Origin of the sequence: Methylobacterium sp. WL19, assembly GCF_008040005.1 — a bacterium.
GTDB classification, from domain to species: Bacteria; Pseudomonadota; Alphaproteobacteria; order Rhizobiales; family Beijerinckiaceae; genus Methylobacterium; species Methylobacterium bullatum.
On record NZ_VRVC01000037.1, the window covers coordinates 17,131 to 38,349 of the forward strand.

Sequence of the window (21,219 nt, forward strand, 5' to 3'; positions counted from 1 at the left end):
TGTGGCACGAAGCGGCGCGCGAAGCCGTCATGCCAGAAACGAAACCGGCCGGTCGCTCGATGTCGGGTGCCGATCAGGCCGGTCTTCCCGATCGTGGGGGTGAGGGTGTGACCAGCGTCGCAGGGGGGCGGGGATGCCGGATGGGACAATAGGATGTCGAACACGAATGGGGCCCCGACCATTGCCGGTCGGGACCCCATATTTGTTTCAAGTTCGGCTGCGACACCAGATCGTCGATGCTCTTCACACCGAACGTCTGGCGTCATGCGCTTCGGCCCAGCCTAAGCTCTGTCCGAAGGCACGGATCGGATCAGCTCCAGGTGAACTCGTTGGTCAAATGGGCCATGGGTGCCTGGCCGGTCACTTCGGTCACGTCGATGCCGGCGCCGATATTGCCCTCGCCCCAGACGATGTTGCCCGGATTTCCCGCGTTCTGATACGAGGAATCCGTCACCACCGTACTCTCGTTCACGCCCCAGAGCAGGGCGTTCGAGAGCGGGTTTCCACGCCCCTGGTCCGCCGCGATGTTGTCGAAGGAGCGGGTGAACTCGAACGTGTTGTTCTGGCCGTAATCCGCGAAGGCGCCGTTGCCCATATGGATCGCGTCGACGTTGCGGACTGTGCCGTTGTTCGATCCCTCGAAGATGACACCCTGGCCGCTCGGTGAGTTGTTGCCGTCGATGACCCCGTTCGAGACGGTGACGTTGTCGCTGTAGTAGATCGAGATGTTGTCCTCGGTCCAGGCGACGTTCGGATCGTTGTGGACGTAGAAGTTGTTGAGGGTGCTGTCCGGCGACTGGCCCATCTGCACGAGTTGCCCGCGGGGGAAGGGCCCGCGCATATCGTACCCTTCGATGTTTTCCAGTTCCGCACCCGGCGAGTATTGGATGAGCACGCCCGTCGACGTGTCGTGGAACGTGGCGTTCGTCACGCTCAGGTCTTCGGCCTCGAAGGCCGAAATCCCGTAATGGTCCGGGGTCCGCTCGGCGCCCGTCTCAGGGGCGCCCACGTTGAAGACCTCCACGTTCTGGATATCGACGTTGTCGCCCTCCATGACGCGGATGCCGGCGCCTTCCTCGGTGCCACCGTTTCCATTGATATGGATGCGGACGTTCTCGACCGTCACATTGTCCACGTGATCGATGTCGATGCCGGGACCGCTATCGACATAGATGTCCATGTCGCGGATGACATCGCCTTCCCGAGCGACGATCGTCCCGTCATGGCGTGTCAGCGGAGCCGTGTCGTCCCCGGGCACCGGATCAGATGGCGGCGCGACCACCGGAGGCTCCTCGGGCGAGGGCGTCGGTCCGATGTCCGGAACCACCGGATCCGGTCCCTCGGAGATGGGATCCGGTTTGCCGACGTCCGGCACCGGCTCTGAGACGCCCTGGCCGAAGTCGTTCGTCCAATGCGCCATGGGCGCCTGGCCGGTCACTTCGGTCACGTCGATGCCGGCGCCGATATTGCCCTCTCCCCAGACGATGTTGCCCGGATTTCCCGCGTTCTGGTACGAGGAATCGGTCACCACCGTGCTCTCGTTCACGCCCCAGAGCAGGGCGTTCGAGAGCGGATGTCCACGCCCCTGGTCCTCCGCGATGTTGTCGAAGGAGCGCGTGGAGTCGAAGGTGTTGTTCTGGCCGTAATCCGCGAAGGCGCCGTTGCCCATATGGATCGCGTCGACGTTGCGGACGGTGCCGTCGTTCGATCCCTCGAAGATGACCCCCTGGCCGCTCGGCGAATTGTTGCCGTCGATGACACCGTTGGAGACGGTGACGTTGTCGCTGTAGTAGATCGAGATGTTGTCCTCGGTCCAGGCGACCTTCGGATCGTTGTGAACGTAGAAGTTGTTGAGGCTGCTGTCCGGCGACTCGCCGAATTGTACGAGCTGACCGCGGGGGAAGGGCCCGCGCATATCGTAGCCTTCGATGCCCTCGAGTGTGGCGCCCGGCGAGTATTGGACCAGGATGCCCGTCGACGTGTCGTGGAACGTGGCGTTCGTCACGCTCAGAGCCTCGGCCTCGAAGGCCGAAATCCCGTAATGGTCCGGGGTCCGCTCGGCGCCTGTCTCGGGTGCGCCCTCGTTGAAGACCTCGACGTTCTGGATATCGACGTTGTTACCCCGCATGATACGGATGCCGGCACCTTCCTCGGTGCCGCCGTTTCCATTGATATGGATGCGGACGTTCTCGATGGTCACGTTGTTTACGTGATCGACGTCGATGCCGGGCCCGCTATCGACATAGATGTCGAGGTCGCGAATGACATCGCCTTCCCGGGCGACGATCGTCCCGTCATGGCGTGTGAGCGGAGCCGTGCCGGCGCCGGATTCCACCAGATCCTGACTGTCGGAGAGAGGCTCCCGGCTGCCCATGTCCGGAACCGGGCTCGAAATACCGTTCTCGGTGAAGCTTGAAACGAAGTCGTATGTCGGGCTCGACCAGAGACCCGTATCGAAGGTGGAACGCTCCTCGTCTTGCGACGCGACGTCATGATGCGAATGCTGCATTCGTTTTCCAGTTGTGTCTGCGATCGGCCCTGATGCCGATCCTCTCAATCCGCGCCGATTCTGGTCACGGATCCCCCTCAGCGTCGGCGTTGTCCGCTGACACTATTCCCAAGATTATTATCGCAATGATGAGCGAATAATCGGATTTGTTGATTTATCGGGCAGTACTAAGAAGAACTTCCTCTATGTTTTCCGGCAAATGTACAGATAGGTACACTTCGGTAATCTAGTACTTTATTGATACAACAAATCTTAGTGAGCAGAACTTGTTCAAAATGTGTCACTGATGATTTTCGATCCTGTCGAGCGGCTCACCGATCATGCCGGACGAGAGGGGGGAGGCATGCCGGTGCGTGCACAGCGCGGACCCGTTTCTACCGGACGGAAGCAGGGTCCCGGCCCGGCGATCAATCATCGGATCGAGATCGGTGGAGCGGGGCGGCGGGAGTTGGGAGGAGGCCGTCTTCACCCGAAGGCGGGAGGTGGCCTCGGATGCTGCCGGCCGCTCCGAGCGGGTGGGTGCAGGCTCGAATGCCCGACCTGGCGGGGCCACCTTCGCTCAAGACGGACGTAGTCCCGATGCGCACTTCCTCGCGGAGCCCAAGGCCGCGATGATACGGGTGGTGCGCTCCCGATCAATACAGTCGATTGCAACACTCTGGATAGCGTCGAACGCCCGCTCATATCATCGTATGTGGAAACAATCTGATGATATACAATATCCAGTCCTTGAGGGCGGTCGCAGCCTATCTCGTCGTCTGCTTCCACTGCCAAGTCTTGCTGTTCGGCCATCTCAAATACTCGATGGGCTCCTGGGGGGTCGATATCTTCTTCGTCATCAGCGGGTTCGTGATGGCCTACACCACCGACGGCCGGATCGCGTCACCATATCAATTCATCATGAAACGGCTGGTTCGCGTCGTTCCGCTGTACTGGTTCATGACGATGGCCGTCTTTCTCGCAGCCCTCTCGATGCCCTTCCTGTTTCGCAGCATCGATGACGGGCTGGGTCATCTGCTCATGTCGCTGGCATTCATCCCCTTCGAGAAATCGAATGGCCTGATACAGCCTATCCTGTTCCTTGGATGGACGCTCAACTACGAAATGTTCTTCTATTGTCTCTTTTTTCTGGGTCTGTACATTTATCCGGAAATAAACCGGTACCTTTATGTCAGCCTCGTCATCGTGGCCCTCGTGATGATCGGGCTGCTGCTTCGGCCGGAAAATGCGCTGGGCCGATTCTATACGAATGCTATTATCCTTGAGTTCGCTGCGGGCATGTGGATTTGCTATGTTGTTCGGCGCATCACTATTCCGGCTGGTCTTCTCAGCGTCTCGATGATCGGCGCCTTGGGTCTCGCCAGTTTCGGTCTGTTGCTGGCGGCAGAATTTCTTTGGCCGACAGCACCTCGCTTCGTCGCACTTGGTTTGCCGGCAGCCTCACTCGTCACTGCCGCAGTGTTGCTGGAAGCCAACGGCATCAGTTCGAGAACCGCCTTTGCCGTCGAGCAGGGAGACAGTAGCTATGCGCTGTACCTCACGCACTTCCTGTCTTATCAAGTATGTGAGAAAGTATTGTTTAAATTCTTTGATCCTCAGAATTTCTCTCTGAGGATGGTCGCATTCGTCGGCGCAGTCGTACTCGCCGGACTCGTTGCCCGGATCGTACATCGTCGGATCGAGGTTCCTTTGACTCAATGCGTCAGAGGCTTGTTCAGTGGCCTGAAGCGCCCGTCTCACGCTAGTTCATAGATATTTTCCGAAATATCCGATGTCATTCTGATTATTTGATAATATAATTTTATTATGCTAGGTGAAAGCAACTATACAAATTAAAAATAACCGGATGCACAATTTATAATCCTCAGGATCTATTTGTTCCGTCATCCTCCGGCAACTTGTGCACCCACGCGGTCGCTGATGTTTGCGAGACCATCGAGGCGGTCCGAGCACGGGGGCTCCACGTCCCGCCCTACGGTCGCGACCTGCTCAGAAGGCGTAGCGAACGTGGCAATAGGGCATCAGCTCGGCCAGATGATCCTTGAGGCGCGCGATCCATCGGCCCTTCCAGCCGGTTCGATAGCGCAGGTTGTCGCCTCCTCCCTGCGACCGTTTCCCCTCCTGGATGTCGGGCCGCCAGAGCAGGTCTTCCGCGCGGGGGTGCCAGTTCAGGTTGACCGCGTGGAGATCCGCATTGTGCGTGAGCAGGATGATCTCGGCCTTGAGCTGTGCCTTGGCCGCCGGGCCGATCCCCTCGTCGATGGCGGTGAACAGGTCGCGCCAATCGGCTTCCCAGCCTTCGTAGAGGATGACCGGCGAGAAGTTCACGTGGACTTCGAAACCGGCCGCCACGAAATCGTCGATGGCGGCGATGCGCTCATGCATCGGCGCCGTGCGCACATCGACGACCTTGGCGATCCGCTCCGGCATCAGCGAGAAGCGGATACGGGTCTTGCCCCGGGGATCATAGGTGAGCAGCTCCCGGTTCACGGCCTTCGTGGCGAAGGAGGCCTTGGCGTTGGGGAGATCGCGGAACAGGCCGACCATGTCGCGCACGTTGTCCGACAGGGTCGCGTCCACGGACAGATCGCCATTCTCGCCGAGATCGTAGACCCAATGGGCCGCATCCACCGTATCGGGCTCCGGTAGCGGCCCCTGGCGTGCGGCGTGGCGTGTGATCGCGGCGCAGACCTGCTCGATGTTCACGAAGAGGGAGATCGGATTGGCGAAGCCCTTGCGCCGGGGGACGTAGCAGTAAGCGCAGGCCATCGCGCAGCCATTCGAGGTCGAGGGCGCGATGAAGTGGGCGCTGCGCCCGTTCGGCCGCATCGTCAGGCCCTTCTTCACACCGAGCACCAAGGTCGAGCGTTTGATCCGCAGCCAATCCTCCGCGGAGCCTGCGTTTCCGTGCAGGTTCGGGATGTTCCAGTGCGACGGGACCTCGATCCGCTCGGCGTGGGGAAAACGGTCGAGGATCGCGAGCCCGCGCCCGAAATTCGCCACGGCGGGCTCGTGGTAGATCGTGCGGATATCCAGGATGTCGCGGGAAAGGGCCATGCGGTGTCCAGCGGCGCGCCGTTGCACCTCGGCCGGATAGATAGGGCGGTGAGCGCCGGAGAGGATGACGTTCCGGCCGGGGCGCGGCTCCGCGGACACGTCGTTAACAGGAAGTTACCGTCCGCCCCTTTGTGGCGGCACCGAAACATGCGCTCAAGGCGCTTGCGTGCGGCTCCCGTCGCAGGAGGTGAAACCATTGCCTTGGCTACCGCGTATTCCAGGCATGGTCAGTTTCGACATGCTCATCGATGATCTGGAACGAGAGAAGCAGGCGCTCGTGCAGGACACGGCACGCCGTGGACCTGCGTCCTATGCCGTCATCGATATGCTGATCGCGCTCGACCTGAAGATCTTCGCCTTGAGAACGCTGAGCGAGGACCGCTGAATCCGGCCCGGACAGGACCGGGTCGCTCGTCTCGATGTCGTCGAAACCACCGGATTCTGCCTGCGGCATCGAAAGGTCCGAGCGCCTCGGACGGCGCCGGGTCGCATCCCGCACGCGGGGGAGTTCGTGTTCCGGGGCGAGCGTCGGTCGTCGGGTTTACCGCTCGTGGAGCCTGTCAGGCCGCGGCGACGTTATTTTTGGCAAAGGCGAACTTGTACGCGTCTGCGGCGGGTAACGGCTCGCTCAGGAGGTAGCCCTGGGCTTCCGTGCAGCCTTCGCGACGGACGCGAGTCAGCTGCGCTTCGTCCTCGATGCCCTCCGCCGTGATGCTCGCCCCCAGCCGTTCGCCGAGTCCGACGATGGCGCGCACGATGGCGGCCGTGTCGGCATCGGCGATTTCACGAATGAACGAACGGTCGATCTTGATCTTGTCGAAGGGAAACCGCCGGAGGTAGCTGAGCGACGAGTAGCCGGTGCCGAAATCGTCCAGGGCAATGCGGACCCCGAACGCGCGAAGCCGGTGGAGGCAGGCGGTCACGCTTTCCACGTCACCGATCAGCACGCTCTCGGTGATCTCCAGTTCCAGACGGTTCGGCGGCAGGCCGGAAGCGGCCAAAGCCGATATCACGCAATGTTCCAGGCCGGGCTCCGCGAATTGCACCGCCGAGACGTTGACCGCGACCCGCAGATCGCCCGGCCAGGCCGCAGCTTCCCGGCAGGCTTCCTGCAAAGCCCATGTCCCGAGGGGAACGACGAGACCGGTCTCTTCGGCCAACGGAATGAAATCGGCGGGCGAGACGATGCCTCTCACGGGGTGGTGCCAGCGCATCAGCGCCTCGAAGCCGCTGGCGGTGTCGGTGGCAAGGTCGATGATCGGCTGATAATGCAGTTCGAACTCGCCGAGCCGCACGGCTTCGCGCATGTCGAGTTCGAGGACGTTTCGCTCTGCGATCGCCGCATCCATGGCGGGTTCGCAGAAGCGGAACGTGCCTCGGCCGGCCGCTTTCGCGCGGCCGAGGGCGATGTCGGCGTTCTTCAGCAACTGGTCCGGGTCGCCGCCGTCCTGAGGCCCGACGGCGATGCCGATGCTGACGCCGACGCTGACCGAACGACCGTCGAGATCGAAAGGCCGCTTCAGCGCCTCGATGACCTGCTGCGCTGCGGCACTGGCATTCTGAGGTTGGTCGAGTCCCCTCAGCACGATGGCGAATTCGTCGCCGCCGAGCCGGGCGACGGTGTCCCCCTCGTGAACGTTCGCCGTCAGGCGCTCTGCGACCTGGCGCAGCAGGCTGTCTCCCGTCGGGTGACCGAGGCTGTCATTGATCGCTTTGAAGCGGTCCAGATCGCAGGCGAGAACCGCGAAGATGTGCCCGCGCCGTTCGACATTGTCCATTTCCCGGCCGAGTCTGTCGCGGAACAGCACGCGATTGGGCAAGCCGGTCAAGGCATCGTGCAACGCCAGATGCTCCAGCTGCTGTTCCGCATGCTTGCGCCTTCCGATGTCGATATGCGTCCCGACGATGCGCACGGGGATTCCTTCCGCATCGCGCGTCACCACCTTGCCGCGCGACAGGACCCAGCCGTAGGGGCCGGCCTTCGTCCGCATCCGGAGCTCGCATTCGAAAACCGGCGTCCGTCCGTCGATATGGTCCGATAGGAGCCGCCGGGCCGTCGCTGCATCGTCGGGATGCATCAACTGTTGCAAGGCGCGCATATGTCCGTCGATCTCGCCCGGTTCGTAGCCGAGCATGGTCTGCCAACGGTCCGAGAACCAGATGTTGCCCGTGGGGATGTTCCAATCCCAGAGGCCGTCGCTGCCGCTGTCCAGGGCGAAAGCGAGCCGTTCCTCGCTGGACCGTAACGCCGTTTCGGCGGCCTTGCGGTCGGTGACGTCGCGAAGCGACGACACGTAGCCGATGGGCTCGGACGAGCCCGGCAGGCGCGTGACCTTGAGGCACGCCTCGATCCACACCCAGGACCCATCCCGCCGACGATGGCGCTGGGTCGTGATGGCCCCTTCGATCCGGCCTGCTACGAGATCGGCGAGGACCTGCTCAAGGTCGGCGACATCGTCCGGATGGATGAAATCGAGGGGCCGAGTGCCGATGATGTCCTCCGGGCGATAGCCGAGGACGGTCATCGAGGCAGGCGATACATACCGGCGGGTCCTATCGAGATCGGACCAGATGATGACGTCGGTGGTATTCTCGGCGAGGAGCCTGTAGGCGGCTTCGCTTTCGCGCAAGGCGTGATTGGCCCGGCGCATACGGTCGACGAACAGGGCGAGTGCCGCGAAACCGACAATCGTGAGCATGATCGCGGCGATGCCCGCGGCGAGCGCGAAATGCGGCAGACTCGATGCCGTGTCGGGCGCGGCCATGTTCGGAACCAGCTCGGCCGCGCCCATGGCGATGAAATGCACGCCCGCGATGGAAACCGTTAGAAGCATCGCCGCCACGGCTGTCGCGTATCGCAGCGTGTCACGCGCGAAAATGACGAAGGCGATGGCGGTAAGCGACCAGCCGACGAGCAGCGCGGTCACGAGGAGCGGCAAGTTCATTGATTGGACGACGGCGAACCGGATACTCGCCATCCCCGCGAGATGCATCCCCGTCATGCTCATGCCCAGGATCACCGCGGCCCCTACGGCCACCACGGGTATGGCGCACCACCGGGACAAGGTGAGCGCCGCCATGGAACCGAGGATGCCGACGAGAAGCGAGACGAGGGTGAGTTTCAGATCATAGGCGATCGCGATGCCGGGGTCGTAGCCGAGCATCCCGATGAAGTGGGTGCTCCACATCCCGGCACCGGCCGAGAAACCAGCCGCGAACAACCAGGCCCATGTCTCGAAGCCCCGGCTCCGAAAAACGTGGCGAGCGAGCCGCAGGGCAGTATGGCACGATACCCAGCATACGAGCGCCGCCAGCGGCAGGACCCACCAATGATGCTGCTCGGTCATGCACAAAAAGGCACGATACATTCTACGACAGCCTTTCGCCACCTTAGGGGCGACACTGCCGAAGTGTGGTTTAACAAAATCGGAATTTTGGCCGCAAAATAGAATATAGCTCTATTTGAGGAGTGGATTGCTTCAATGGAGCCTGCTCTTCGAGCCTCGGCGCCGATCCGTTCCCATGCCGATTGTTGATGATGGGCCATGCACGGCGACCCTCGCCGTGTAAGGCGGCGGACAATCTGCCTTGATGCGCGCGCATCGCCCGCCTCTCGGAGGGGGCGGACCGGCTACTTCCATCCGCCCCCGGGCAGGCGGCCGTGATAGGGCGTGTTGCGGCAATGGCCCCACGGCCCGCGCCAGTAACCGGGAGGGCAGCCATTGCCGGCCCGTGCCTGATACCACCCGCCCGGAAGACGTCCGACATAGGGTGTCGAGCGGCAATGCCCCCATGGGCCACGCCACGCTCCGGGGCCGCAGCCGCCCGCGACACGCAGCACGGGTGCCTCGCTCGCGGAGGCTGGGGCGATGGGAAAGGCCATCGCCGGCAGCGATGCGACGCTAAAGATGGCGACCAGGGCGACGAGGCGTGGCTTCACGTGCTGATCCTCTCATGACGAGGGAATTACACATGGGCGCGTCACGTTCGGCAACCAACATCATGAGCGGCGGTTAGCGAAATCTATCGACAAACTGCGCATTCATTGATGAATGTCGCTAAGGCGTGCGCGAAGACGCTGGGCGCCTCCTGTCGCGGGTCGCGAATTCCGCTGAAACCCGCATCGCTCAGGGCGTCCATTTCCCGCCAGCCATCCCGCATCGCGGGCGCGCCGCCGATGGCGACGCGATCGTGGCAGCCCCTTTAGGTCACCAAGCCCGCGCGGCCATGGCCGCGCATGACTTCTTCCCATCCCATCCCAGTCTTCGCCGAGGGAGACGGTGCGGTTCGAGCGCGCCGGCCATTCGGATCACGGCGTAGCGCGCTCCAGAACGCCATTCCGGGCGGCCATCCGCACCCGGTCCGCCGCATCGTCGGCCTGGGCGAATTGCGCATTGTAGAGGCGCCGGTAGGCCCCGTCCGCCGAAAGGAGCGCCTCGTGCCGTCCCTGCTCCACGATGCCCTCCGAGCCGACCACGACGATCCGGTCCGCCTTGCGGATGGTGGCGAGCCGGTGGGCGATGACGAGGGTGGTGCGGCCCTCGGAGAGTTCCACGAGGGAGCCCTGGATCGCCTGTTCGGTCTCGCTATCGAGGGCCGAGGTGGCCTCGTCGAGGATCAGGATCGGCGGGTTCTTGAGAAACACGCGGGCGATGGCGAGGCGCTGTTTCTGGCCGCCCGAGAGCTTCACGCCGCGTTCGCCGACGACGGTGTCGAGGCCGTTGGGCAGTCCCTCGATCAGGGCGGAGAGCTTGGCCCGCTCCGCGGCCTGCGCGATCTGCGCCTCGGTGGCGTCGAGCCGGCCATAGGCGATGTTCTCGCGGATCGTGCCCGCGAACAGGAAGACGTCCTGCTGCACGATGCCGATCTGCCGGCGCAGTGAGGCGAGGGTGAGGTCGCGGATGTCGATGCCATCAATGGTGATGCGCCCGCTCTCCACCTCGTAAAACCGCGGAATGAGGGAGCACAACGTCGTCTTGCCGGCCCCGGACGGGCCGACGAAGGCGACGGTCTCGCCGGCGGCGATGTCGAGATCGAGCCCCGACAGGACGGGCCGGCCGGCGGTGTAGCCGAAACTCACGGCCTCGAAGCGGATGTCGCCCTTCAGCGCCGGCACGGAGACGGCGCCGGGGCGGTCGACGATGTCGGGCTCGGTGGCGAGCAGCTCGGCGTAGCGCCGGAAGCCCGCGACCCCCTTCGGGTAGGTCTCCACGACGGCACCGATCTTCTCGAGCGGCCTATAGAAGACGCCCACCAGCAGCAGGAACCCGATGAACCCACCGGGCGAGAGCTCGCCACGCACGACGAAGGCCGCGCCGCCCAGCAGCACGACGATCTGGACGAGCCGCATGCCGAGATAATTGATCGACAGGCTGGCGGCCATGATCCGGTAGGCTTCGAGCTTGGTCTCGCGGTACTTCCGGTTGTCGGAGGCGAACAGGCGCCGCTCGTGCGGCTCGTTGGCGAAAGCCTGCACCACGCGCATGCCGCCGACATTCTCCTCGATGCGGGCGTTGAAGGCGGCGACACGACCGTATTGCGTCTGCCAGTTCCGCGTCATGCGACCGCCGTAGCGGAGGGTGACGAAGGCGATCACCGGCAGGATGGCGGCGGTCAGGAAGGCCAGGGGCGGGTGGACGTAGACCATCAGCGCGAAGGCGCCGATGAGCGTCATCACCGCGATGAAGAGGTCCTCCGGCCCGTGATGTGCGACTTCGCCGATCTCCTCCAGGTCCTTGGTGACGCGGGCGACGAGGTGGCCGGTCTTCTGGTTGTCGAAATAGCGGAACGAGAGCTTCTGCAAATGATCGAAGGCACGGCGACGCATCTCGGTCTCGATATTGATGCCGAGCACGTGCCCCCAATAGGTCACCACCACCATGAGGCCGGCATTGGCCACGTAGATCACCCCGAGGCCGAGGGCGGCGAGCACGATCAACTGCCAATCCTGGCGCGGCAGCAGCACATCGACGAAGGCCTTCACGGCCATGGGAAAGCCCAGTTCGAGCAGGCCCGACAGGACGGCGCATCCGAAATCGACGAGGAACAGGGTCCGGTGCGGGCGGTAATAGGCGAGGAAGTCCTTCAGCATGATGCTTTCGTCAGGTGATCGACGGGGCAGAGGGCACCGCAGGAGGGGACGCCCGGTATGCGGTAGCGCATACAGCAAACCCGCCGCCGCCGCTCCTCGCCGCCTCGGAAAGCCTGGGCCAGCGGGCAGCGGCCGAACGCATCGCCACCGCATCGGCCGAGGCACGCCTCGGCGCGGGAGGAGGCCGGCAGGGCGTCACCACTCAACGCGCGCAGGGCGAAATCAGCGGTAACGCCGGCATTGCACCAGAGAACATGGCGGGACAGTCCGTAATGCGTCTGGCACAGGTCGAAGAACGGCCGCAGGTGGCCCTCGATCAGGGGATCGAGGCCGGGCTCCGGGCTTGCGCGCCGGTCGTCCTCCTCCGCCACGATGAAGCGGGAGACGATGCCGCTCTCGTCGAGTTCGAAGCCGACCCTGTCGAACCCGATCGGCAGGGCACGGCCGAGGCGGCTGAGTGCGGTGAAGTAGGGGATGATCAGGGCGGGAAGGTAGTACTGCGTCCAGAGCGAGACCAGGGCGCGACGGTCGGCGGTCTCGAAGCCGTCGCCTGACGCCCTGCCGAACCCGTCCACCACCTCGTCGAAGGCTGCTTTGCTGGTGAGGATCGAGAGCGGCCGGGTTCCGGACCCGGACGGCGCCGTGGCGATCCGGCAGCCGAAGGCCGACAGTGACGGCGGAACCAGTGCGGCGAGTTGATCGATCATGCGCGCCCCGCGACCCGATCGGCATCGAGGGTCCGGCGGATCGTCGCGCGCAGGGCGGCAACGGCGACGGCGTAGAACAGGATCGCGATGCTGAAATAGGCCGGCCAGCCCACATGCGCCGCGAGCGCCGGCACGGCGACGCGCAGGGGCATCGCGGCAAAGAACGCCGCTCCGAACAGGAGCGCGTAATCGGTGGCGGGACGAGGCCCCTGCGCCCAGCGATAGATCATGTTGAACACCGGCACTCCGAGGCCGCCGCCGCCGACGATGCCGAGGATCGTCGCGGCGATCGCGAGAGGGGCCGACCCGGTGGCGGCGCCGGCGATCATCAGCCCGCCGCCGGCGATCACGCCCAGCGCCGAGACCGTGATGAGCCGCAGGGTCCCGACCCGTCGCACGAGGACGCCCGAGACCAGGGCCATGACGAGGTTGATGACAGGCGAGAGAGAACCGGTGACGAACCCGACCTCCCGCAACGACACCCCCAGATCCAGCAGGGCGAGGTTGTTCAGGCCGGAGAGGGCGAACATGGCGGCGAAGTACAGGCCCAGGACCAGAATGCGTGGCCCCAGGAGGCGCAGGCGTTCGAAGGGGGCCGTCATGCGTTCCGCCGGACCGGCATCGCGGCGAAGCCGGACTTCCGGGTAGCGCAGCATCGGCAGCAGGCAGAGGAGATTGAGACCGGCGATGCCCAGCACGGCGGCCTGCCAGCCGATCATGTCGTAGTACCCGACCAGCAGGCCCGAGCCGGCGATTCCGCCCAGGGACGCGCCGGAGAGTTTGGCCGATGCCACGAAGGGCCGCCGGTCGACGGGCACCGTCTCGACCACCAGGGCTTCGAGGGCGATGTCCATGGTGGCGACGCAGAAGCAGGTCGCCACCGCGAGACCGAGGAGAAGGCCGAGCGGCCACGCTTCGCCCAGGCTCAGCACCAGCAGCAATGCGATGGTCGCGCCCTGCATCAGCGCGATCCAGCCGATGCGATGCGGCAGGCGGGGCAGGCGCAGCCTGTCGATGGCGACGGCCCAGAGAAACGTCAGACCGACGGGCAGGTTGATGAGCTGCAGCAGACCGATCTCGGCGAGCTCGACGCCGCGTGCCCGCAGGATCAGCGGGGCGCCGCTGGCCAGGAAGCCGAGCGTGGTCCCGAAGGTGATGTAGAGGCTGAAGAACGGCAGCAGGGGCCGCGCCCGGCGCCACGCTCTGGACGCCCCGTCGAACCGGGTCCCGCTCATGCGCTCCGCGCCGCCCGGCCCGGTTGCTCGCTGGGGATAGGCACGGACCCTGGGAACCATGCTTCCGCGCCGGTCACGCCGGCTCCTCCGAGACGGCGCTGTACCGGCCTCGACTGACGCGGCGACCGATCCGCGATCCGGCGCGCGACGGGACAGGGCCTCCCTTCGGACATCCGGAGCCTCCCTGTGTCTTGACGTGCGCGCAGTTTTTAAACAGTCTAATCTACTGTAAACATTGGCCTTTCGTTCGGATTATGACGTGCCCCGCTTTCATGCAAGGTCCGTTTGGACGCAGTGCCGCCGGCCTTCGCTCCTCGCGCTCCGTATCCGGCTCCTATTGCCCCGGCATGGTGAGGATCAGCGGCCCGCTGCGCGAGGCGATGACCGTATGCTCGTATTGTACCGTGAGGGCCTTCGGCTGGCTGTAGAGGGTCCAGGGGTCGTCGCCATCCGCGGCGAACTCGGCGCCGAGGGACAGGAACGGCTCGACGGTGAAGACCAGCCCCTCCTGCATGATCCGTCGCTCGGAGGCGTCGGGCCAGGTGGCGATCTCGGTCGGTTCCTCGTGCAATGACAGGCCGACGCCGTGGCTCGCGAGGTTGCGGACGAGAGTGTAGCCGTTCTTCCGCGCGAAGGCTCCGACGGCCCGTCCGATATCGGCCAGGGGCTTGCCGGTACCGACCTGGCGCAGGCCTGTCCACATCGCTCGGCGCCCGTCCCTGCACAGTCGCTCCACCGCCCGCGTCACCGGCGGCACCGCGAAGGACGCGCCCGTATCGGCGAAGTAGCCGTCCTTCTCGGCGGACACGTCGATATTGACGAGATCGCCCGGATTGATCCTGCGGTCGCTCGGAATGCCGTGGGCGATTTCCTCGTTGACGCTGATGCAGGTGGCTCCGGGGAAGGCGTAGACGAGTTCCGGTGCCGGGCGAGCTCCGGCCGACTCCATGATCCGCCGCCCGATCCCGTCGAGGTCGCGGGTGGTCATGCCGGGCTCGATGGCCTTGCCCATCGCCTCGAGGGTGTCGGCGACGATGCGCCCGATCCGCTTCAGGCCGGCCAGCTCGTCGTCATTCGACACCGTCATGTCGTCATCCCTTCATGGCGCCGGAGGCGGCTCCGCTCGCGCGGTTCTGCCATCCTCCGCGAGCCCGGCAAAGCCTGGGCCGCCCCAGATGCCGTTCGCTCCCCATGGGTCTGACGGGCCTATGACGTGCTGGCTCCCGCTCAGGCGGCGAAGGCGCCGCGCAAGCGCAGGGCCTCGATCTCGTCCGCCGAGAGGCCGAACTCCGAGAGCACGTCCTCGGTATGTTCGCCGAGAAGCGGCGCATGCCTGCGGGCACGCTGCGGTGTGCCCGTGAGCTTCACGGGGAAACCGATGTTCGGCACCGTGCCCTCGATCGGGTGGGGAACCTCGATGCGCATCTGCCTGTGCCGGCCATGCTCGCTTTCGAACGCTTCCGGATAGGTGTTCATGCGGCCGGCCGGAATGCCGGCAGCGAGAAGCAGAGACACCCATTCCTCACTGGTCCTGGCGGCAAAGCTCCGCTCCAGCTCCTCGATCAGCTCTTCGCGGTTGGCGAGGCGCGCGGGGATGTCGACGAAGCGGGCATCCTCGAACAGTTCGGCGCGATCGAGCACGTCGCAGAGCAGGCGCCAGAGCTTCTGGTTCGTGGCCCCCATGACGAAGTAGCCGTCCGAGGCCCGCACCGCCTGGTAGGGGGCGCTCATGCGGTTGGAGGTGCCGAGCGGCTGCGGGATCCGTCCCGTCCCCCAATATTCCGAGACGTCCCAGATCGAGAAGGCCAGGGCCGCGTCGAAAAGCGAGGCGTCGATATACTGGCCCTCACCGCTCGCCTGTCGGCCGATATAGGCTGAAAGGATCGCGTAGACGGTGAACAACGCGCAGCCGATATCGGCGACCGGCACGCCGGCCTTCACCGGCGGACCGCCCGGATGGCCGGTGACGCTCATCACCCCCGACATCGCCTGGGCCATCAGGTCGTAGCCGGGGCGCTTCGCCCAGGGACCCGACTGGCCGAAGCCCGAAATGCTCGCATAGATGAGCCCTGGATTGCGGGCGCGCATCGCCTCGTATCCGAGGCCGAGGCGCGCCATCACGCCGGGCCGGTAATTCTCGACCAGCACATCCGCATTGGCGGCCATATCGAGGAGCAGGTCGCGCCCGGCATCGGATTTGAGGTTCAGGGCGAGGCTGCGCTTGTTCCGGTTCATGTTGAGGAAGCCCATGCTGTCGGGCCCCTTCATCTTGAACCCCATGGCGCTGCGGGTCTGGTCGCCCGTGCCCGGCGGCTCCACCTTGATGACATCCGCTCCGAGATCGCCGAGCAGCATGCTGCAGAACGGCCCCGCCATCACCTGCGTCACGTCGAGGACGCGGATGCCCGCGAGGGGGAGGGGGCGGGGTTCTTCGTGCACGGAGTGATCCATCGTGCTCGATTCCTGTTTTGCGCCGGGGGTGGGTGCGGCCCGCCGGCGGTGGCGTTACGCGAGGAGGACACGACTCGCTGTGTGCATCTCCTCTCCCCGCCTGCGGGGAGAGGGGATTGCGCTCTGGCTTCGGCTCAAGCCAGCGCAGCCAGGATCGCGCTACTCCGCAGGAACCGCCCGTCCCAGGGGCGGTACCACCGGCTCCTCTTCGAACGGGCGCTCCGGGTGCATGGTGAAGGCGAGGACCGCGCCCAGGAGGCAAAGGCCGATGGAGCCGACGAAGGGCAGGGTCCAGCTTCCCGTCATGTCCACGATCATCCCGAACACGATCGGCGAGATGATCGCCGCCACCGCCGAGCCGGTATTCATCAGGCCCGCTGCCGTGCCCGAATATTTCGGCGCGATGTCCATCGGCACCGACCAGATCGGGCCGATCACCAATTCGGCGAAGAAGAAGCCGGAGCTGAGCAGCAGCGCCACCAGGGTCAGGTCCCGTGTGAAGAACACGCCGGTGAGACTCGCCGCCGCGCCGAGGAAGCCGACCACGATGACGCTGAGCCGGGCGAGCTTGAGATCCCCTGTGCGCTTCAGGATGCGGTCGCTGAACACGCCGCCGAGGGTGTCGCCGACGACGCCGGCGAAGAACACGCCCGAGGCGAACAGGGCGGAGTTCTTCAGGTCCAGCCCATAGTTGAGCTTGAAGAAGCTCGGCAGCCAACCGAGGAACAGCCACAAGGTCCAGCCGTAGCAGAAATAGGTCAGCGTCACCGGTAGCATGCGCCGGGTCAGGCGGCCCCAGGGCACGTTCTGCTTGGCGCCCACTTGGCTCGGGGGCGGCAGCACCGCGAGTTCCTCCGGTGTGATCGCAGGGTGATCCTTCGGGTCGTCGCGGAAGTAGAGGTACCAGACCACGACCCAGGCGAAGCTCGCCACCCCTAAGATGACGAACCCGATGCGCCAGCCGAACTGGTAGATCAGGAAGGCCACGATGGGCGGCGCCACCGCGTTGCCCAGTCGAGCGAAGGCATGCGTGATGCCCTGCGCGAAGCCGCGCTTGCCCGGCGCGGTCCAGTTCTGCATGGCGCGGGTGGCAGTGGGGAAAGTGGCGCCTTCGCCGAAGCCGAGGAGGACGCGGGCGAGGAACAGGCTGATGAGCCCGCCCACGAACCCGGTGAGGATCGTCGCCGAGGCCCAGATCAGGCCGCAGACGAGGAGGGTCCGCCGCGCGCCGAACTTGTCGCCCACCGAGCCGCCGATGACCTGGAAGATCGCGTAGGGATAGGCGAAGGCGGACAGGATCAGGCCGAACTGGGTGTTCGAGAGCCCGAGATCTTTCATGATCTCGCCGCCCGCCGTGGCGATGTTCACCCGGTCGAGATAGGTGACGAAATACATCAGGCAGAGCAGGAACAGCACCATGTTCGACGCGGAGACGCGTCTTTTAGCTGGCGTCATCGGGGTTTCCTCGGGTTGAGCGCGCCACCCGCCCCGGTTTGATCACCGGTTGTTTGTGGGATCACGCGTGGTTGGGTCTGGCTGGGTCGTCGCTTTTTCTTGCTCTCTCGTAGGGTAGAGGCGTCTGTTGCTGTGGTGCGTGTCCTCCGTGCCGGAAGGGCAATCGCGCCTGATGCCTCACGCGAACGGAGGCGTGGGTTTCCCTCTCCCCGCAGGCGGGGCGAGGGGATGCTCACGCCCGGACCGCGCACCCATTGCTGCACGGTAGAGGTCGTCTACTCGGATCGGCGCCCAGTCGCCCCGCCTTCCTTGGGGGAAGCCGTTTTCAATCGTCGATACCGGAGCGCAGGGCGTCCATGGCCGCCAGCACACCGCCGCGCGCGTGCGGGACGCCGCCGGCCTTGAGGCCCATCTCGACGCCCGACAGCGCCGCCATCAGCATCAGGTCGTTGCATTCGCCGAGATGGCCGATGCGGAAGATCTTGCCCGCCATCTTGGCGAGCCCGGTGCCGAGGGAGAGGTCGTATTTCTCGAGGATCAGAGTGCGCAGGGCATCCGCGTCATGGCCCTCCGGCATCACCACGGCGGTGAGCACGGGCGAGTATTCCGACGGTTCCCGGCACAGAACCTCCAGGCCCCAGCCCTCGACGGCGGCGCGGGTGGCGGCGGCGAGACGCTGGTGGCGGGCAAAGACCTCGGCCAAGCCTTCCTCTCGCAACATGGCGATGGCTTCGCGCAGGCCGTAGAGGAGGTTCGTGGCGGGGGTATAGGGGAAGTAGCCGCCGGTATTCGGCTTCAGCATGTCTTCCCAATCCCAGTAGGAACGGGGCAGAGTCGCTGTCTTCGCGGCGGCCAGAGCCTTGTCCGACAGGGCGACGAGACCGAGGCCCGGCGGCAGCATCAGGCCCTTCTGCGAGCAGCTCACCGCGACGTCGACGCCCCATTCGTCATGGGCATATTCGGCCGAGCCGAGCCCCGAGATCGTATCCACGAGGAAGAGCGCGGTATGGTTCGCCCGGTCGATCGCCTTGCGGATCTCCGCGATCCGGCTCGTGGCGCCGGTGGAGGTCTCGTTATGCACCACCATCACGGCCTTGATCGACTTGGCGCGGTCCTCGGCCAGGATCGCCTCGACCTGCGCCGGATCGACCCCGCGGCGCCAGTCGCCGGGGACGAACTCCACCTCGATGCCCCAGCGCGCCGCCATCTGGCGCCACAGGGTGGCGAAATGGCCTGTCTCGAACATCAACACCCGGTCGCCGGCCGAGAGCGTATTGACGATAGCCGATTCCCAGGCACCCGTGCCGGAACCCGGATAGATGATCACCGGCGACCGCGTCTGGAAGATGGCCTGGGCGCCTTCCAGCACCGCCTTGCCGAGTCCGGCGAAATCGGGGCCGCGATGGTCGATCACCGGCATGTCCATGGCGCGCAGGACACGCTCGGGCACCGGGCTGGGGCCTGGAATATGCAGGAAATGGCGTCCGGTCCGTGTCGTCATCGAGATCTCCGCGATGGCCGGTCGAGGGAAAGCTGCGCCCGGATCGATGATCCACTGTGCGTCGGAGCAGAAAATTGCATTCATTTTTTGAGAGGGCAAGCATTATTATGCGAACATCTCGTCTCGACCTTCCTGCTTTCGGCTGCTAGGTTCGCATTATGGTGCTTGGGCCTGTCACTGAACCGGAGGCCGATGCCGGCCTCGAACCCGCCGATGGAGCGCGTCTTTCCGCGATGCCGTCGCTGGCGAAATCCCTCCACGGCGAGCTTCTGGCACGCCTGCGGGACTACATCGTCGAGGGCAATCTGGCCGTCGGCGCGCGGGTGCCGGAGCGGATGCTCTGCGAGCGCTTCGGCATCTCGCGCACGCCACTGCGCGAGGCGCTGAAGGTGCTGGCTTCGGAGGGGCTGATCGAGCTCCTGCCGAACCGGGGCGCGCGGGTGCGCCAGCTCGGCGCCGAGGAACTCGTGGATCTGTTCGACGTCATGGGCGGGCTCGAGGCCCTGGCCGGACGCCTGGCCTGCGAGAAGATCACGCCCGCCGCCTATGACGAGATCGAGCGGCTGCATCACGAGATGTACGGCTGCTACATGCGGCGCGACCTGCACGGCTACTTCGCCTGCAACCAGGCGATCCACGACCGGATCGTGCAGGCGGCGGACAACGAGCCGTTGCGAGCGAGTTACGCCAATTTCGCCGGGCGCCTGCGCCGTGTGCGCTACTCGGCCAATCTCGACGAGAATCGCGACCGCTGGGGCGAGGCGATGCGCGAGCATGAGGAAATCCTCGATGCATTGCGCAGGCGCGCCGGCAATGAGCTCAGCGACATCCTATTCGGGCACCTGCGCAACAAGCGCCGGGCGGCGGCGGGGCGGGAGACAACGTGTCCGCCGGACGCCGGCGTCGCATCGTGACGGCGGCTCAGCGGCGCACCTCATGAAACCGTGCGGCCTGCGCCCGGATCACGTCCGCCGCTTGCAGGATGCCGGCCCGGTCGACGTCGAGATGGGTGGTCGCCCGGATCTGATGCGCGCCGATGGCGCGGATACGCACATCTTCCGCGAGACACGCTTCGGCGAAGGCGGTTGCGGTGATGCCCAGCGCCTCCACCGAGAAGCACAGGATGTTGGACTGGGCCGCATCGGGCTCGATGGCGAGACCCGGCGCGCCGGTGATGCGGGCCTTCAGCTCGCCGGCATTGGCGTTGTCGAGTTCCAGCTGGTCCACATGGTGATCGAGGGCGTAGAGGCCCGCGGCGGCCAGGATTCCCGACTGGCGCATGGCGCCACCGAGCCGGTACTTCCACCGCCACGCCTCGACGATGAAGTGGCTCGCGCCGCACAGGACGGCGCCGACCGGGCAGCCGAGTCCCTTGCTCAGATCGATCCAGACGCTGTCGAAGCCTTTGGCGTAGTCCCTGGCGGAGATGTCGGTGGCGGCCACGGCGTTGAGGAGGCGCGCCCCGTCGATATGCGCCTTCATGCCCTTGTGATGGGCGAGGTCGCGGATGCGGCGCATGTCGGTGAGCGGCCAGACCGAGCCGCCCGAAAAGCTCGTGGTCTGCTCCACCGAGACCAGGGCCGAGCGCGGCGCGGTGCGGGCGGGGGGGCGGATCGCCGCCTCGAACGCCTCTGGCGTGAAGAGGCCGGCCGGGGTGGAAAGAGCCTTCACCGAGACGCCGCCGATGGCCGCCGAGCCGGCGGCCTCGGTGTTGTAGATATGGGACTGATCGTCGACCACGATCTCGTCGCCGGGCCGGGTCTGGACCAGGATCGAGACGAGGTTGCACATCGTGCCCGAGGGCATGAACACCCCCGCTTCCATCCCGAGCAGGTCGGCGACGCGCTCGCACAAGGCCAGGGTCGTCGGATCGGAATCGGATTGCTCGTCACCCACCTCCGCGCGGGCCATGGCCTCACGCATGCCGGGTGTGGGCCGCGTTTGCGTATCGCTATACAAATCGATCATCTGCCGGCCCTGTTTTGCATGCAATCCGTGTGGGCCATTCTAGCCGGTCGGGACGATCCCGCCACCCTACCGGAACCCGCATCGCTTTGAAGCCGGCCCACGGCACTCCCACGAGGACGATGGATCATGACCGCAACGGCTGAGCCCGCCACCGGCCCGGCGCCGGGCGCAGGGGCGCGGGTCGGGCCGGTGGCGCGCGCGGCCGGTGGGGGCAGGAGCCAACCGCGGCGGGGCAGTGCCGTGGG

The 21,219-nt window shown here is 65.3% G+C and carries 15 protein-coding genes; 3 read left to right on the plus strand and 12 right to left on the minus strand.

All coding sequences use genetic code 11. The features are described 5' to 3' along the window. Window positions 1-310: 310 nt before the first annotated feature. Complete coding sequence (locus tag FV220_RS09845; RefSeq protein WP_147831092.1) at window positions 311-2,509, minus strand: right-handed parallel beta-helix repeat-containing protein; 2,199 nt, start codon at window positions 2,507-2,509, stop codon at window positions 311-313. A 708-nt stretch (window positions 2,510-3,217) separates the two neighbouring features. Between FV220_RS09845 and FV220_RS09850 the strand changes: the two genes are divergently transcribed. Next, the gene (locus FV220_RS09850; protein ID WP_147831094.1) at window positions 3,218-4,261 is read left to right on the plus strand and encodes an acyltransferase; all 1,044 of its coding nucleotides are present in this window, start codon (window positions 3,218-3,220) and stop codon (window positions 4,259-4,261) included. A gap of 237 nt (window positions 4,262-4,498) precedes the next feature. Here FV220_RS09850 and FV220_RS09855 read toward each other — a convergent pair whose 3' ends face one another. Beyond that, the gene (locus FV220_RS09855; protein ID WP_147831096.1) at window positions 4,499-5,566 is read right to left on the minus strand and encodes a spore photoproduct lyase family protein; all 1,068 of its coding nucleotides are present in this window, start codon (window positions 5,564-5,566) and stop codon (window positions 4,499-4,501) included. A 64-nt stretch (window positions 5,567-5,630) separates the two neighbouring features. Here FV220_RS09855 and FV220_RS25785 point away from each other — a divergent pair, with 64 nt between their 5' ends. Beyond that, on the plus strand, window positions 5,631-5,951 hold the full coding sequence (locus FV220_RS25785; RefSeq protein WP_147831098.1) for a hypothetical protein: 321 nt from the start codon (window positions 5,631-5,633) through the stop codon (window positions 5,949-5,951). A 175-nt stretch (window positions 5,952-6,126) separates the two neighbouring features. On the opposite strand, the gene FV220_RS09865 is transcribed toward FV220_RS25785, so the two are convergent. The 9 genes from FV220_RS09865 to FV220_RS09905 form a co-directional block, all read right to left on the minus strand. Beyond that, entirely contained in the window at window positions 6,127-8,787 is a 2,661-nt protein-coding gene (locus FV220_RS09865) for an EAL domain-containing protein (RefSeq protein WP_246689420.1), read from the minus strand. Window positions 8,788-9,197: 410 nt separating this feature from the next. Continuing rightward, window positions 9,198-9,449: a hypothetical protein gene (locus FV220_RS09870; RefSeq protein WP_147831115.1), complete on the minus strand. Its 252-nt coding sequence runs from the start codon at window positions 9,447-9,449 to the stop codon at window positions 9,198-9,200. 426 nt (window positions 9,450-9,875) lie between these two features. Continuing rightward, window positions 9,876-11,657 carry an ABC transporter ATP-binding protein gene (locus FV220_RS09875; RefSeq protein ID WP_147831100.1) on the minus strand — a complete coding sequence of 594 codons (1,782 nt, stop codon included), beginning with the start codon at window positions 11,655-11,657 and terminating at the stop codon, window positions 9,876-9,878. Beyond that, window positions 11,651-12,364 carry a siderophore-iron reductase FhuF gene (fhuF, locus tag FV220_RS09880; RefSeq protein WP_056139766.1) on the minus strand — a complete coding sequence of 238 codons (714 nt, stop codon included), beginning with the start codon at window positions 12,362-12,364 and terminating at the stop codon, window positions 11,651-11,653. Before fhuF ends, FV220_RS09875 begins: the two co-directional genes overlap by 7 nt. Beyond that, entirely contained in the window at window positions 12,361-13,599 is a 1,239-nt protein-coding gene (locus tag FV220_RS09885; RefSeq protein WP_056139769.1) for an MFS transporter, read from the minus strand. The genes fhuF and FV220_RS09885 overlap by 4 nt, the downstream gene beginning before the upstream one ends. A 334-nt stretch (window positions 13,600-13,933) precedes the next feature. Next, window positions 13,934-14,686 (minus strand): type I methionyl aminopeptidase, encoded by a 753-nt coding sequence (gene map / locus FV220_RS09890; protein WP_056139772.1) that lies wholly within the window; start codon window positions 14,684-14,686, stop codon window positions 13,934-13,936. A 140-nt stretch (window positions 14,687-14,826) separates the two neighbouring features. Next, window positions 14,827-16,050: a CoA transferase gene (locus tag FV220_RS09895; RefSeq protein ID WP_056139775.1), complete on the minus strand. Its 1,224-nt coding sequence runs from the start codon at window positions 16,048-16,050 to the stop codon at window positions 14,827-14,829. Between the two features lie 159 nt (window positions 16,051-16,209). Further along, window positions 16,210-17,505 (minus strand): MFS transporter, encoded by a 1,296-nt coding sequence (locus FV220_RS09900; protein ID WP_056254744.1) that lies wholly within the window; start codon window positions 17,503-17,505, stop codon window positions 16,210-16,212. A 325-nt stretch (window positions 17,506-17,830) separates the two neighbouring features. After that, window positions 17,831-19,006: an aminotransferase class V-fold PLP-dependent enzyme gene (locus FV220_RS09905; RefSeq protein WP_147831102.1), complete on the minus strand. Its 1,176-nt coding sequence runs from the start codon at window positions 19,004-19,006 to the stop codon at window positions 17,831-17,833. 158 nt (window positions 19,007-19,164) lie between these two features. Between FV220_RS09905 and FV220_RS09910 the strand changes: the two genes are divergently transcribed. Next, window positions 19,165-19,920 (plus strand): GntR family transcriptional regulator, encoded by a 756-nt coding sequence (locus FV220_RS09910; protein WP_147831104.1) that lies wholly within the window; start codon window positions 19,165-19,167, stop codon window positions 19,918-19,920. A 7-nt stretch (window positions 19,921-19,927) separates the two neighbouring features. On the opposite strand, the gene FV220_RS09915 is transcribed toward FV220_RS09910, so the two are convergent. Continuing rightward, entirely contained in the window at window positions 19,928-20,974 is a 1,047-nt protein-coding gene (locus FV220_RS09915; RefSeq protein WP_147831106.1) for a threonine aldolase family protein, read from the minus strand. Between the last annotated feature and the right edge of the window lie 245 nt (window positions 20,975-21,219).